At 63.2% G+C, this 13,922-nt stretch carries 10 protein-coding genes; 4 read left to right on the forward strand and 6 right to left on the reverse strand.

The annotated features are described in order from the left end of the window. Positions 1 to 102 precede the first annotated feature (102 nt). A complete protein-coding gene (locus AC1DZP_RS10920) occupies positions 103 to 2,010 on the forward strand; it encodes a propionyl-CoA synthetase (RefSeq protein ID WP_477302247.1) in 1,908 nt (635 codons plus the stop codon). Positions 2,011 to 2,102: 92 nt separating this feature from the next. After that, positions 2,103 to 3,188 carry an acyltransferase family protein gene (locus AC1DZP_RS10925; protein WP_477302249.1) on the forward strand — a complete coding sequence of 362 codons (1,086 nt, stop codon included), beginning with the start codon at positions 2,103 to 2,105 and terminating at the stop codon, positions 3,186 to 3,188. A gap of 251 nt (positions 3,189 to 3,439) precedes the next feature. On the opposite strand, the gene AC1DZP_RS10930 is transcribed toward AC1DZP_RS10925, so the two are convergent. The 6 genes from AC1DZP_RS10930 to AC1DZP_RS10955 all read right to left on the reverse strand — a co-directional run bounded on the left by AC1DZP_RS10930 (position 3,440) and on the right by AC1DZP_RS10955 (position 11,150). Then, the gene (locus AC1DZP_RS10930) at positions 3,440 to 5,833 is read right to left on the reverse strand and encodes a polysaccharide biosynthesis tyrosine autokinase (protein WP_457150023.1); all 2,394 of its coding nucleotides are present in this window, start codon (positions 5,831 to 5,833) and stop codon (positions 3,440 to 3,442) included. Between the two features lie 235 nt (positions 5,834 to 6,068). Then, the gene (locus tag AC1DZP_RS10935; protein WP_095082814.1) at positions 6,069 to 6,965 is read right to left on the reverse strand and encodes a UTP--glucose-1-phosphate uridylyltransferase; all 897 of its coding nucleotides are present in this window, start codon (positions 6,963 to 6,965) and stop codon (positions 6,069 to 6,071) included. 74 nt (positions 6,966 to 7,039) lie between these two features. Beyond that, positions 7,040 to 7,990 carry a glycosyltransferase family 2 protein gene (locus tag AC1DZP_RS10940; protein WP_477302251.1) on the reverse strand — a complete coding sequence of 317 codons (951 nt, stop codon included), beginning with the start codon at positions 7,988 to 7,990 and terminating at the stop codon, positions 7,040 to 7,042. Continuing rightward, on the reverse strand, positions 7,980 to 8,921 hold the full coding sequence (locus AC1DZP_RS10945) for a glycosyltransferase family 2 protein (protein WP_477302253.1): 942 nt from the start codon (positions 8,919 to 8,921) through the stop codon (positions 7,980 to 7,982). Before AC1DZP_RS10945 ends, AC1DZP_RS10940 begins: the two co-directional genes overlap by 11 nt. Then, on the reverse strand, positions 8,921 to 9,916 hold the full coding sequence (locus tag AC1DZP_RS10950) for a glycosyltransferase family 2 protein (RefSeq protein WP_477302255.1): 996 nt from the start codon (positions 9,914 to 9,916) through the stop codon (positions 8,921 to 8,923). The genes AC1DZP_RS10945 and AC1DZP_RS10950 overlap by 1 nt, the downstream gene beginning before the upstream one ends. Before the next feature lie 25 nt (positions 9,917 to 9,941). Next, positions 9,942 to 11,150 carry a glycosyltransferase gene (locus tag AC1DZP_RS10955; protein ID WP_477302257.1) on the reverse strand — a complete coding sequence of 403 codons (1,209 nt, stop codon included), beginning with the start codon at positions 11,148 to 11,150 and terminating at the stop codon, positions 9,942 to 9,944. Between the two features lie 186 nt (positions 11,151 to 11,336). Between AC1DZP_RS10955 and AC1DZP_RS10960 the strand changes: the two genes are divergently transcribed. Continuing rightward, positions 11,337 to 12,833 (forward strand): lipopolysaccharide biosynthesis protein, encoded by a 1,497-nt coding sequence (locus tag AC1DZP_RS10960; protein ID WP_477302259.1) that lies wholly within the window; start codon positions 11,337 to 11,339, stop codon positions 12,831 to 12,833. Positions 12,834 to 12,886: 53 nt separating this feature from the next. Then, a complete protein-coding gene (locus AC1DZP_RS10965; RefSeq protein ID WP_477302261.1) occupies positions 12,887 to 13,909 on the forward strand; it encodes a phosphoribosyltransferase in 1,023 nt (340 codons plus the stop codon). Positions 13,910 to 13,922: the final 13 nt, after the last annotated feature.

Genomic DNA, 13,922 nt, shown 5'->3' on the forward strand with positions numbered 1-13,922 from the left:
CCAAGCGCCAGATCGATGCCGGCCGCACAATGGCGCACATTTGCGGCCAAGGTTAGAGCGCGCTATCTGGTGGGAAGAAAAACATTCCTGGGGAGGTGTCGGATGACTTCACGCTATCACGAGGTCTATGACGGCTGGAAACGCGATCCGGAAAGGTTCTGGGCGGAGGCGGCCGATGCCATCGACTGGTATTCGCCCTATGACAACGTGTTCGATGCCACGGCCGGCGTCTACGGCCGCTGGTTTACCGGCGCGACCTGCAACACCTGCTACAATGCCATCGACCGCCACGTCGCGGGCGGACGCGCCGAGCAGATCGCGCTGATCCATGACAGCGCCATCACCGGAACGATCAAGAAATTCACCTATGCCGAACTGAAGCGCGAGGTGGTCGCACTGACCTCGGTGCTGAAGAACCGCGGCATCGGCAAGGGCGACCGCGTCATCATCTACATGCCGATGGTGCCGGAGGCTGCCTTCGCCATGCTGGCCTGCGCCCGCATTGGCGCCGTGCATTCGGTCGTCTTCGGCGGCTTTGCCTCGCATGAGCTTGCCACCCGCATCGACGACGCCAAGCCGAAGCTGATCATCTCGGCCTCCTGCGGGCTGGAGCCGGGCCGCGTCGTTGCCTACAAGCCGCTGCTCGACAGAGCGATCGAGATTTCCCGCCACAAGCCGGACGGCTGCCTGATCCTGCAGCGCGACCAGTTGCCCTGCGAATTGAAGGAGCATTTCGACATCGACTATGCCGATGCCGTCGCCCGCGAACGGGCAGCCGGCGCCAATGTCGACTGCGTTCCGGTGCTTGCCACCGACCCGCTCTACATCATCTACACATCGGGCACGACCGGCCAGCCCAAGGGCATCGTGCGCGACAATGGCGGCCACATGGTCGCACTGAAATGGACGATGGAAAACGAGTTCGGCGTCAAGCCGGGCGAGGTGTTCTGGGCAGCGTCGGATGTCGGCTGGGTGGTCGGCCATTCCTATATCGTCTATGGGCCGCTGCTGCATGGCTGCACCAGCGTGCTGTTCGAAGGCAAGCCGATCGGTACGCCCGATGCCGGCACCTACTGGCGGGTGATAGCAGAGCATGGCGTCGTCGCGCTGTTCACCGCGCCGACCGCGTTTCGGGCCATCAAGGGACAGGATCCGAAAGGCGAGTTCATTCCGAAATACGACCTGTCGAAATTCCGCACGCTGTTCCTCGCCGGCGAGCGCGCCGACCCCGAAACTATCAAATGGGCGGAGCAGAAGCTCAACGTGCCGGTGGTCGACCATTGGTGGCAGACCGAGACCGGCTCGCCGATGACGATCAATCCGGCCGGCCTCGGTCTCCTGCCGGTGAAATATGGCTCGCCCGGCGTGCCGATGCCGGGCTACGACATTCGTGTGCTCGACGATGCCGGCCACGAAGTGCCGCGCGGCACGCTGGGCAATGTGGTGGTCAAGCTGCCGCTGCCGGCCGGCTGCCTGCCGACGCTGTGGAATGCCGATCAACGGTTCCGCCAGGCCTATCTCGACGAGTTCCCCGGCTTCTACAAGACGGCGGATGCGGGCATGGTCGACGAGGACGGCTATCTCTATGTCATGGCCCGCACAGACGACATCATCAATGTCGCCGGCCACCGGTTGTCGACCGGAGCCATGGAGGAAGTGCTTTCCGCCCATCCCGATGTTGCCGAATGCGCCGTCATCGGCATCGCCGATACCATGAAGGGCCAGGTGCCGCTTGGCTTCGTGGTGCTGAATGCAGGCGTTTCGCGCGAAACCGGTGCCATCGAAAGCGAAGTTGTCGGCCTGGTGCGCGAACGCATCGGCCCGGTCGCCGCCTTCAAGACGGTGGTGACGATCAAGCGGCTGCCCAAGACACGTTCGGGCAAGATCCTGCGCGGCACCATGCAGAAGATCGCCGACAAGGAAGAATGGACGATGCCGGCAACCATCGACGATCCGCTGATCCTCGACGAGATAACCGCCGCCTTGAGGGAGCGAGGGATCGTGGTTTAGGAAAATCGGCGAGGTCGGCGCCGCAATCTTTTGTTGTGCAATGCAGCAATCCACCTTACACCCTCGATCGGGGGGCCATCCGGCGAGGCGGTATGGCTCAGCAGAAGAAAATCACATTTGGCGGCGTCGACATCCTGCGGTTCCTCGCCGCCGTCATGGTCATGGTCTACCACTACGGCTTCTGGGTGTGGGCGTTTCCGGACGGCGTTTCGGCACGCGCCACGGGCGGTATTCCAGCGCAGCCGGCGATAGGCGCCTGGGTCGAATCCGGCTGGGTCGGCGTCCAGATCTTCTTCGTCATCAGCGGCTTCGTCATCGCCTTCAGCGCCGAGAGATCGACGCCGCTGCGGTTTTTCGAAGCAAGGGTGAAACGACTGGCGCCGGCGGTCTGGATCTGCGCACCCGTCACCGCGGTCGTGCTTCTGATCGGCGGCCTGAGCTGGCCGACCGATGCCGTCGACAGGCTGGTTCGCACCGGCCTGTTCGTTCCCGACGCACCCTGGGTGGACAGCGTCTACTGGACGCTCGGCATCGAGATCGCCTTCTATGCCATCGTCTGGACCTTGCTGCGGCTTGGCCGCTTCCATCAGATGGAATGGGTGGCGATTGCCATCGGCATGGTCAGCACGCTTTTCTGGTGCCTCGATTACCCGCTCGGCTGGGCCGACCTTGCCGAGACACGCACGCTCGACCTTTTGCTGGTGCATCACGGCGTTTTCTTCGCGACCGGCGTCATGTTGTGGCTGATGCGCTTCAAGGCGGTGACGACGGCTCGCCTTGCCTTCTGCGCCCTGTTCCTGGGCGGCGGCGTGCTGCAGATCGCCAGTTCGGTCGACGTTCACATCCTGAAGGTCGGGCAAGAGATGCCGTTCGCGCCGCCGATCCTCATCTTCCTCGGTGGGGTCGCACTGATGGCATGGTCGCTTCGGCTCGACCTCTCCTGGAGCGGCTGGCGCCGGATCGGCCTGATGACCTATCCGCTCTACCTCCTCCATGACGTCGTCGGCGCGGCCCTGCTCGGCGTCCTGGTCCGCGCGGGTCTGCCGCATCTCTTCTCGATGGTGATCGTCGGCGCGACGATGATCGCGGCAAGCTGGCTGGTGGCGACCGAGGCCGAACCACGCATCCGGCTGCTGCTCGACCACACCGTTTTCCGCTATCGGCTCAAGGCTGTGTAGTCGCGACTGATCATCCGCGGGTCTCCTAGGCCCGGCTCGGCACTGCGGCCTTCCAGAGCGGACGGCCGACTGCCACAGGAATCGCCGGACCCGCGAAGAAGGTTGACCCATGTGCCTCTGGAGGCTGACCTGCTCCTAATGCATCACCCAAAGCGCGCGGCGTTCGGGCATGCATAAAGCAAAGATTCAGGGCGCGTCGACCGGCCCTGTTTCAACGCAATGCGCTTTCGAAAGGGCCTACTCGAACAACGTCAGACCGTTGCCTTTGCCTTGCTGCGCACTTCCGACTTTTCCAGATAGTAGGTCGAGTATTTGTCGAAGAATTTCTCGGAGCCGCCGAACGATCCGTATTTGGCCAGCTTCTTCAGATCGACCTTGTTCAGCACCGCCCCGATGATCTTGTTGGCAACATAGGGTTCGGATTCCAGCATCGACCTCACCATCGCGCGGGGCGTGCGCCCCCATTCGGTGACGAGCACAAACCCGTCGACCAGCGGCGCGAATGCTTTGGCATCGACCACCGGTCCGAGCGGCGGCAGATCGACGACGATGTATTCGAAGGTCTCCTTGGCGTTATCGATGAAGCGCCGCATCCCGGCCGAGGAGAGAAGTTCGCTGGTGTGCGAGAAGTGACCGCGCGACACGGCCGGGATGATGGCCAGCTTCGTCTGCCGGTCGATCTTGCCAACGGACTGCCACGCCTGGCCGTTGACCACGGCTTCCATCAAACCTTGCTCGGCTTCCATGCCGAGACCACGGCTGAGGCCGGGGTTGCGCAGGTCGCCGTCGATGAGCAGCGTCTTGGCGCCGTTGGCGGCAAGCAATCCGGCGAGATTTGCCGCGACCGTCGACTTACCCTCGCCGGGAAGCACCGAGACGATGCCGATAACGCGGCTGCCTTGCCCTTCCATCACGACGTCGAAGGCGATCTTGGCGCTGCGCAGCGTTTCGGAGAACATCGACGCAGGCGAATCGATGCTCACCCGCATGCGCGCCCGCCTTTCGGCGGACGACAGCGATCTGGCGGTCTTGTCATCCACCTGGGTATCGCCCGGCTTTTCTTCCTTGCTCAGCTTGCCGCCGATCGTCGGCAGATAGCCGAGGAATTTCAGCCCGACACGGTCGCGCACCTCCTCGCCGGTCCTGAAGAAACGTTCGTTGAATTCATTCAGGCCGCCGAAGCCGGCGCCCATCAGCGTGCCAAGCACCAGCGAAAGTCCAATCACGATGATCGTGCGTGGGCTTGACGCGGTGAGCGGCATCGAGGCGTCGGAGATGATGCGGATCTTGCCGACCGGGAAGGATTGCTGCTGCGCGGCTTCCTCGTAGCGGCCGAGGAATGTCTGATAGAGCGTGGTGAGCGCCGTCGCCTGCTGATCGAGTTCCCGCAGCTTGACTTGCGTCTGGTTGTCGACGGAACTCTTGCCTTGCGCGGCCGCGACATTGGCCCTGAGCGCGGTCTCGCGCGCCAGCGCCACCTCATATTCGTTGCGATAGCTTTCGGTCAGCTGCTTCAGTTCGCCGAAGATCTGCGTCGATATGTCGGCCTTCTCCTTGGCCAGCGCCAACGCCTGCGGATGCTGGGCGCCGAAATTCGCCTCGACGTCCTGCAGCCGCTTGGAGACAGTGAGGTAACGGGTCTTGAGGGCCGCGATGACCGAGCTGCTCGGCTGGTCGCTTGATATGGCGGCATCCTTGAAAGCGTTGTCGGAGCCGCTTTCGACAATCGCCTTGTACTGCTGGTAGCGGGCACTGGCGCGTGCGGTGTCGGCCTGCGCGACGATGAGCTGGGCGTTGAGATCGGACAGTTGCTTGTCGCTCATCAACTGGCCATCGCTGTTGGCGGCCAGGCCATGTTCGGCCCTGAATTTCTCGACCGCGAGCGATGCCGCCTGCGAGCTCTCGCGCAATTCCGTCAACCGGCCCTGCAGCCAGACCGCCGCCCGCTCGGTGGCGTCGAAGCTGGCATCGAGCTGATCGGCGAGATAGGCATCGGCATAGGCTTTGGTGATCGCATGGGCGAGCGCCGGATCCGTCGACTGATAGCCGAGGGCGATGACGTAGCTTCGCCCCGTGCGCTCCGCCCGCACCTCGTTCTGCAGCTTGAGGATCGCGTAGTCGCGACGGGACGTGGCGATCAGCGCATCGCGGGCGGCGGGGTCGAGCTTGCTGATGTCACCGACGCCCGGCATGACGGGGCTCGGGCGAACATACTGGATCAGGCCCCGGATCAGACCGACGCCCCTTGCCAGAGCCGATACGGGCGGATTCAGGAAGGCATCGTTCTGGTCGAGCTTCAGCTTGTCGACGACCACGGCGGCAAGCCGCGTCGAGGTCAGGATCTCGATCTGGCTCAGGATGGCGGAATCGGTCTGCATGGTTGTCGACGCCGCCGAAATGTCATCGACGATCTTGTTCAAGCCCTCGTCGATCAGCACGCTTGAGACCGACTGATATTGGGGCGGCGTGGTCTGCAGATAGAGCAGGCCTAGAAAGAGACCGATGACGGCGCACACGGCAACCACCTTGGCTTGCCGTGCGGCCATGCCAAGCAGCCGCTCGATGTCGATGAAGTCTTCGCCGTCTCCTGCGTCCGAATTCGGCAATGGCATCCTCTTGTCGAGAGGAAAGTTGGCATAATTCATCTTCGGTCCAATTCCAGAGCCTGTTCCATCCCGACGATCGGGATGGGGATCCATCTCAGCGTTTGAGCATGATCTTTTCCGAAAACCGGTGGTCATTTTTCGGGATCATGCCGGGGCTTGCACAGCCGCCAAGATCGGGAGCATTGCGCAATAAAACGCAAACTTCGTGCCAGGCGGCGCGGGAGCTATCGCCCCGCGTCGCCGGCCATCTGTAAATGCTCCCAAAACATGGGCATTATGCGGCTTCTTCCTGGCGTTCATGCGACCGGACGAACTCCTGAAGCATCTCGAAAATCGGGCCCTTCATGTCGTCGCGCGCCAGCGCGAAGGCGATGTTGGCCTGGATGAACCCTTCCTTCGAACCGCAGTCGAACATGCGGCCCTTGAATGGTTGGGCGAAGAACGCCTGGTCCCGCGACAGCCGGACCATGGCATCCGTCAACTGGATCTCGTTGCCGGCGCCGCGCTGTTGATTGCCCAGAAGCGCGAAAATCTCGGGCTGCAGGATGTAGCGGCCGTTGATGTAGAAGTTCGACGGCGCGTTGGCAGGCGCGGGCTTTTCGACCATGGCCGTCACCTCGAAACCGCCGCCGATATCGGCGCCACGGCCGACGATGCCGTATTTGTTGGTCTCGGTCGGATCGCAGCGCTCGACGGCGATGACGTTGCCGCCGGTTTCAGCATAGAGATCGACGATCTCGGCCAGGCATCCGCGGCCACCGAACGACACCATGTCCGGCAACAGCAAGGCGAAGGGCTCGTTGCCGATGACTTCGCGCGCGCACCAGACAGCATGGCCGAGGCCTTGCGGCGACTGCTGGCGGATGAAGGAGGTGGCGCCGGCCACCGGCAGCATGCTTTCGAGCGCCTCCAGCTGGGTCTTCTTGCCGGTCTGCTCCAGGGTTCCGATCAATTCCGGATGCAGGTCGAAATAGTCCTCGATGACCGCCTTGTTGCGGCCGGTGACGAACACGATGTGCTCGATGCCCGCCTCGAAGGCCTCGTCCACCGCATATTGCACGACAGGCCTGTCGACGACGGGGAGCATTTCCTTCGGCATCGACTTGGTCGCCGGCAGGAACCTTGTTCCAAGTCCTGCCACCGGTATCACGGCCTTCCTGATTTTCTTCATCGCAAATTCCTTCTGAGGAGATCGACTTCAGTCCATTCACAAGCCACGAAAAATCCCTTCATGTGCCTGCATCTTCACCTCCCCACCCCAACGGCAAACTGCGCCGCTACTCTTCGCAACCGCACGGCGATCGGCATGCCCATATGCCTGACCGCCGCCGGGTCGCTGAGCGCAGTCCGGATCGCCTTGAGCGGGGACCGCGCCTTGATGTGCTGAACCATAGACAGGAACGATGCGGCCTTGCGCAGGCTGCGGCTGCGCCGGGCGAACGCGACTTGCGCGGCCTCGTCCATCGAATGGGTTTGAGCGAACACGGCATCTGCCTTGCGCATCGCTTCGACGTGGTGAAGCTCGAGCACGCGGGAGATGGAGCCGCTGCGGATATGATAGGCATATCCGATCGCCGGCTCGACCACGCATTTGCCGCCCTTGGCCAAAGCGTTGGCGAGCAGGATGTAATCTTCGCCGATGCTCAGTTTTTCATCATAGCGAAGCTCGTTTTCGTCCAGGAACGCGCGCTGGAAGATCGGCTTGAGGTAGCCGAGATTGAACTTCGATTCGAAAACGACGTTGCCGGCGATGTAGCTGGCCAGCGAGATTTCGCTCAAATCCTCCAGATAGCGTGTTGGAAACATCGCGTCCTCGACGACACCGTCCTCGCGAATGACCTGCAAATTGTCGACGGCGATCTCGGCGCCCGCCTTTTCGGCACGAGCGATCATGGCCGCGATGCGGTCGGGAAAAACGGCGTCGTCGGAATCGAGAACCGCGATCCATCTGCCGCGGGCGACATCGAGCCCGGCATTCCTGGCGCCGCCGGGACCGCGATTGCTGGCCAGGGCGACGACGCGAACGATATCTTGCGGATAGGCCCGCGCCACGTCGAGCGTCGCGTCGCGCGATTTGTCGTCGACGACGATGATCTCGACGCTGACGTTTTTCTGCGCGATGGCGCTGGCGATCGCCCGGTCGAGGGTCGCCTCGGCGTTGTAGGCGGCGATGACAAAGCTGACGTCAGGCTGCACGCTTGCCCCCTTCCTGCGGCGAAGGCTGGCCGTAGAGGCGGATTTCGCGGATGCCGACAAGGCCGCTGACGACACCGACATGCATAATGCCGCGCAGCACGCTGCGGTTCCTTCGAACCGGGCTGATGACGACCGGAAGCGCAGAGGCGAAGCAATAGATGGCCTTTGCCGACGCCAGGCCGACCTGCTTGACCAGGCCGATGCCGCGCGCGTTGCGCCCCAGAAGATGCCCATGCGTCTGCCCGACGCGGAAGCGTCGGCGCCCGAGCCAGTCGAATGCCGCCCTCGAGCGCGGCACCACCTCGTCGACCCAGGCGTCGGGCGAAAAGACGATGCGGCCGCCCGCTTTGTGCATCTGGTCGAAGAACTCGGTATCCTCGCCGCCTGTCTGGCCGCGCGCCAGGCTGAAGCGGCGGCCGCGCAGGCTGTCCGACCCCATGCGGAGCAAAACGTTGCAGGTGTAGCCGGTCTGGATCTCGCCGCGAACCCAGACGGGCAAGGTCGAATGGAAATCGCCGCGCCGCATCCAGTCCGGCGCATCCGCGCGATAACGCGCCCGGACCGGGCCGAGCACGGCGGCAGCTCCGCTCGCTTGCGCCACCGCGGCCAGTTCGGCGAGCCAGCGCGCCGTGGCCGTCTCGTCGTCGTCGATGAAAGCGACAAAATCCGCTGTGCTGGCGTCGAGGCAAGCGTTGCGGGCGATCGAAATGTTGCGGGCCGGGCAATGCTGATAGCGGACCGGCACCGTCAATTGCCGCGACAGCGCCGTCACCAGGTCGCGGGCGGTCGGCGTGTCGTCATTGTCGGCGACGATGATGCAGATATCGAACCCGGCCGGCATCTCCATGGCGTCGAGCGAGCGCAGGGTGTCGGCCAGCTCCGGCCGCCGGAACGTGCAGACGCCGATGTCGATGCTGAGCTTCTTGGCCATCACGCCACCCCGCGCCGCGACCCGAGGCCGAGAAGCTGCAGCCAAAAGCCGATCGACCAGCCAAGGTGCATGACCATCGCCGAGACGCCGGCCAGCGCGATGTCGGCATTGCGCTGGCGGATCGCCGTCCACAGGCCGTAACCCTGGCACACCGAGGCCCACAGCAGCAGCGGCACCGCCGCCAGCCAGTGCACGAATGAGAGCGCCGCCAGCAGCACGACCGGAAACACCAGGAGCGGCACCATCTGCCGGACCTTCGGGATGACGCGGTGCTTCAGCACATTCTTGGCGCGGCCGCGGCCATAGCCGAGATACTGGAAATAGAGGCCGCTGAGCGAGGTGCGCGGGTAGTAGATCATATGCGTCTTGCCGCTCATCCAGATCTTGTAGCCGGCCTGTCTCAGCCTGTAGTCGAGTTCGGCATCCTCGTTGTGGCTGAATGTCTCGTCATAGCCGCCGACAGAGCCGAACGCCGATATCCTCATCAGCGCGTGATGGCCGTGATCGACCCACTCTCCGGCGGAGCGGTGCCGGTGCTTGGAGCCGCCGGTGCCGAGCTTGGAATTCTGCGCCGCCGCGGCAGCCTTCTGCACGGTGCTGCTGCCGCTGGTCAGCATCGAAACGACAACCGAATCCGCTCCGGTGGCCAATGCCTCCTCGACCAGCCGGTCGCAATAGTCGTCGGGATAGCCGCCATGCGCATCGATGCGGATGAGATAGTCTGCTCCTTCGCCGAAGGTACCGACGGCGAGGTTTATCGCCGCGCTCTGGATGCGCCGTTCGTTGTGAAGCAGGATAACGCGCGGATCCTTGCTTGCGATGTCCTTGACGATAGCCAGCGTGCCGTCGGTGCTGCCGCCGTCGGCGACGATGATCCTGGCGCCAAGCCTTGCCGCGGCGGGACGCAGTTGATCGAGCAGCACACCGATATGGGCCGCTTCGTTCAGGCACGGAATAACGATCAGGCTGGATGAAGTTTTTTTAGTCTGCGTCATCAGCCTCTGTCCATGTTCAGCCATCTTATGCCAACGCCTCGGCTGCAAATGAACCCGATACGGCGGTCAGGCTGCGCAGCCGCTCGACAAGCGCCCGGCAATCGCTGCGGTCGTAGCTCCAGATCCTCGGGTTGCGGGCAAGAACATGCGCCTTCAACCCGGCGAAACGATGCTCATCCATCTTGCCAAGTGTCGCTTCGAGCGCCTCGGGCGAAGCCTCCGGCAAGAGAATGCCGATATCCTGCTTGCTGAGGAACCGCCCGGTTTCGGTGTCGCCCATCGAGATCGGCACCGCGCCGAAGCGGCAGCCTTCGTAGAGGCGGTTGGGCAGGAGCCATTCGGAGTTCTGTCCCGCTTCGAAGAAATCGATCGCCCAGGAAAAATGGACGTCGCCATAGATCGACGCCATGTCCTCCGGGTTGCGATAGGGCCCGCCAAACGAGAGCCACGGCTCTGATTCGACGAAGGCATGGAAATTCGGGAATTCGGATAGAGCCGGACGGCCCCGCAGCACGATCTCGACTCGTCCTTCCATCCGGCGGGAGAAATCGGCCAGCAGTTCGAGCGAGCGGCGGCAGCGCAGCGCGCCGAACCAGCCGATTCGCCATGGCGGTCCGACGGGACTCTCAACCGCCTCAGGGCTAACGGGCGCTTCAGGGCTAACGGGCGCTTCAGGGCTGCCGGGCAGAATCGCGGCTGCCTCGAAATACTTGTTCTCGACCAGTTCGATCGGCGCCGCAACCTGTCCGAACGGCTTGAAGTAATTGGCGATGAAGGCAGGCGAACTGGTCACCAGCAGCTTCACGTCCCTGGCCAGGAAGCGTTCGACGGCGCGCAACGCCTTGCCCAGGACATCTTTGCGAAGCACAAGGCGATGAATGTCGAGGCACTCGTATACGATCGGAACCGATGCACCGAAGGCGGATCTGGCGCGACGGGCAAGCGCAAGCATTTCCAGGTTGCGCGCAATGATGAGATCGGGCCTGGGCATGCCGCCAAGCCTGGAGCCGATCGAAACCGCCGCCTTGGTGACCGCCGCGAGCCGCTGGCCGAATCGCCCGTCACGCGTCGCGCCAAGGTCGATCGGCCGCAATCCCTCGATATCCGCAATCGGATTTGTGGTGCGACGGAAGCCGGCCAACGTGACCTCGGCCCCACCTGCCCTGAGCATTATGATCCTCCGGCGCACGGCCGGATCGGAGACGTCGTGCACAAGGTACAAGACATGCAGCATGAAAACTCGACCGCTGTTGGCCCACCCAAGGAGAACCTAGTACAGCTCTTGCTGCATCGCAACATTTTTGGCGCAACGATCCACCTTTTCTGTTGCACTGCAAAATTATTGCCGTAGTTTGTCGTTGGCGGAGGTGGTGGATTTTTTCGGGGTCGGAAATCCGCACAAAAGTCAGGAATCCTGAATTTGGAAGCCAATGCATTCGATCCGCCGGAAGGCTCCCTGCGCAAATCCGTTGGGCGCGGCGCGGTTGTCACGGCCATGGCGCAATCGGTGCGCGTCGCGACACAGATCATATCCGTCATCGTGCTGTCGCGGCTTTTGTCGCCGCAGGATTTCGGCGTCGTGGCGATGTGCGCGCCGGTGCTGGCCTTCATCGCGCTGTTCCAGGATTTCGGCCTGACCCAGGCGACAATCCAGAAGAGCGGCATCCGGCATGAGGAAGTGAACTACCTCTTCTGGATCAATGTGGCCGTCAGCGCGATTCTGGCCTGCGTGCTCGCAGGTGCCGCCCCTCTGGTCGCCGCTTTCTACGGCGAGCCGCGCGTGGCCGGCCTGGTGGCGGCGTTCGGGCTGCAGATCATGGCCTATGGGCTGGGCGCGCAGCACCTGGCGCTTTTGACGCGCCGCATGCAGTTCGGCCGGCTGGCCGTCATCGACGTCGCCAGCGCCGTCGTGGGGCTCGCCGTATCGATCGCCTGGACTTTCATCGACCGCTCCTATTGGGCACTGTTTGCCGGTACGCTGACCGGTGCCGTGCTGCCGACGCTCTGCTACTGGGCAAGCTCGCGCTGGCGTCCCGGCCTGCCGCGTAAGGTCGCCGGAATCAGCGAATTGATCAATTTCGGCGCCGGCATCACCGGCTTCAACTTCGCCAATTTCTTTGCCCGCAACCTCGACAATGTGCTGATCGGCAAATACTGGGGCGAAGCCCAGCTCGGCCTTTATGACCGAGCCTACAAGCTGCTTTTGTTTCCGCTGAGCCAGATCACCAATCCGTTGTCGAAGGTGATGGTTCCGGCGCTGTCCAGGCTGAAGGACGAGCCGGACCGCTACCGCAGCGCCTATCTGCGCGTCATGCCGCTGATCCTGCTGGTGGCGCTTCCCGGCGTCGCCTTCGCCACCGCGATGTCGGACGTACTGATCCCCTTCGTGCTCGGCGAGCAATGGCGCGCGAGCGCCGACATTTTCCTGGCGCTCGGCTTTGCCGGGCTGCTGCAGCCGCTCAACAATCCGGCGGGATGGCTTTTCGTCAGCCAGGGCCGCTCCGGCGATTTCATGCGCTGGGGCATCATAACGGCGGTGACGTCGGTGCTGGCCTTCGCGCTCGGCCTGCCCTATGGCGCGCTGGGCGTGGCGATTGCCTATGCGATCAGCGAGTATCTGAGGACCCCATTCCTGTGGCTCTATGTCGGCAAGAGCGGTCCGTTGCAGGCGCAACACGTGCTGCGCGCGGCAACGCCGTTCGTGCTTGGCGCCCATCTGGCGCTGGCCGCCATCTGGTTCATCAAGCCGCTCCTGCCGCAGCAGCATGTCATTGGCTTGGCCAGCGGCGCCGTTCTCGCCTATCTGATCACCATCGTCGTCGCGTTGGCATTCGCATCCGGCCGCGAAGCCCTGCGCGAGGCCTTGAAGATGCTGCCGGCAAGGCTGCCCGCAGCAGCACCACGCGAGGCGCAATAGTTTGCGCGACCTCGACAGGTACGGATATTCACTCCAGGACCAGGTCTGACCCTATGCACTACCGATCGATTTCCGACATGAACGACGCCATTGTCAGGGGCCTGCACCGGCTGCCGCGCGACATCGACCTGGTCGTCGGCGTTCCCAGAAGCGGTGTGCTCGCGGCAACGCTGGTGAGCCTGGCGGCGAACATTCCAATGACCGATCTGGACAGCTTCCTGGCCGGGCGGATCTACACGTCGGGCATCACAAAGCGCCGGGCGGCACTCGACCGCAAGGTCTCCGAAATGCGCAAGGTGCTGGTGATCGACGACAGCGTCGCCGGCGGCAACGCCATGCGCGATGCACGCTCGCGCATCGAGACTGCCGGCATCAAGGCCGATTTCACCTTTGCCGCGGTGTTCGGCCTGCAGCCGCAACATCAGGAAACCGATGTCGTCTTCGAGGTCGTGCCGCATCCGCGCATGTTCCAGTGGAATTTCATGCATCACAAATTCCTGGCGCAGTGCTGCGTCGACATTGACGGCGTGCTGTGCCTCGATCCGACCGAAGCCGAAAACGACGATGGGCCGGCCTATGAGAAATTCCTCAGCGAGGCGCGGCCTCTCCATGTTGCGACACACAAGATCGGCTGGCTGGTCACCAGCCGGCTGGAGAAATATCGCGCGCTGACCGAGGCATGGCTCGCCAAACACGAGATCAAATACGACCGGCTGATCATGCTCGATCTGCCGAGCAAGGCGGAGCGGCAGCGGCTTGGCGCGCATGGCAGTTTCAAGGCCGATTTCTACCGCAAATCCGATGCCATCTTGTTCATCGAAAGCGAGCACGAGCAGGCGCTGAGGATCACCGAACTGTCCGGCAAGCCGGTGCTGTGCGTCGAAACGCATATGGTGAGCTTTCCCGATGCGCTGTCGCTGCCGGCGCTCGGCCAGGCGGCCCGCAACCTGCCGGCAAGGCTGCGGCAGATCAACTCGCAAGAGGGCCGCAAAAGCGCCGCCAAGACTCTTGCCCGCGCCCTGCTCGGCGCGCGCGGTTACGAGACGCTAAAGAGCCGGGTCAAACGCCCGGCCTGATCCGCACGACGCT

The sequence above is a fragment of the Mesorhizobium sp. P2_F8 genome (assembly GCF_056403655.1).

Bases quoted from the DNA above. Each gene is read 5' to 3' on its own strand.
- AC1DZP_RS10920 (WP_477302247.1), top strand. From the start codon at position 103: ATGACTTCACGCTATCACGAGGTCTATGACGGCTGGAAACGCGATCCG.
- AC1DZP_RS10925 (WP_477302249.1), top strand. From the start codon at position 2,103: ATGGCTCAGCAGAAGAAAATCACATTTGGCGGCGTCGACATCCTGCGG.
- AC1DZP_RS10930 (WP_457150023.1), bottom strand. From the start codon at position 5,833: ATGAATTATGCCAACTTTCCTCTCGACAAGAGGATGCCATTGCCGAAT.
- AC1DZP_RS10935 (WP_095082814.1), bottom strand. From the start codon at position 6,965: ATGAAGAAAATCAGGAAGGCCGTGATACCGGTGGCAGGACTTGGAACA.
- AC1DZP_RS10945 (WP_477302253.1), bottom strand. From the start codon at position 8,921: ATGGCCAAGAAGCTCAGCATCGACATCGGCGTCTGCACGTTCCGGCGG.
- AC1DZP_RS10950 (WP_477302255.1), bottom strand. From the start codon at position 9,916: ATGACGCAGACTAAAAAAACTTCATCCAGCCTGATCGTTATTCCGTGC.
- AC1DZP_RS10955 (WP_477302257.1), bottom strand. From the start codon at position 11,150: ATGCTGCATGTCTTGTACCTTGTGCACGACGTCTCCGATCCGGCCGTG.
- AC1DZP_RS10965 (WP_477302261.1), top strand. From the start codon at position 12,887: ATGCACTACCGATCGATTTCCGACATGAACGACGCCATTGTCAGGGGC.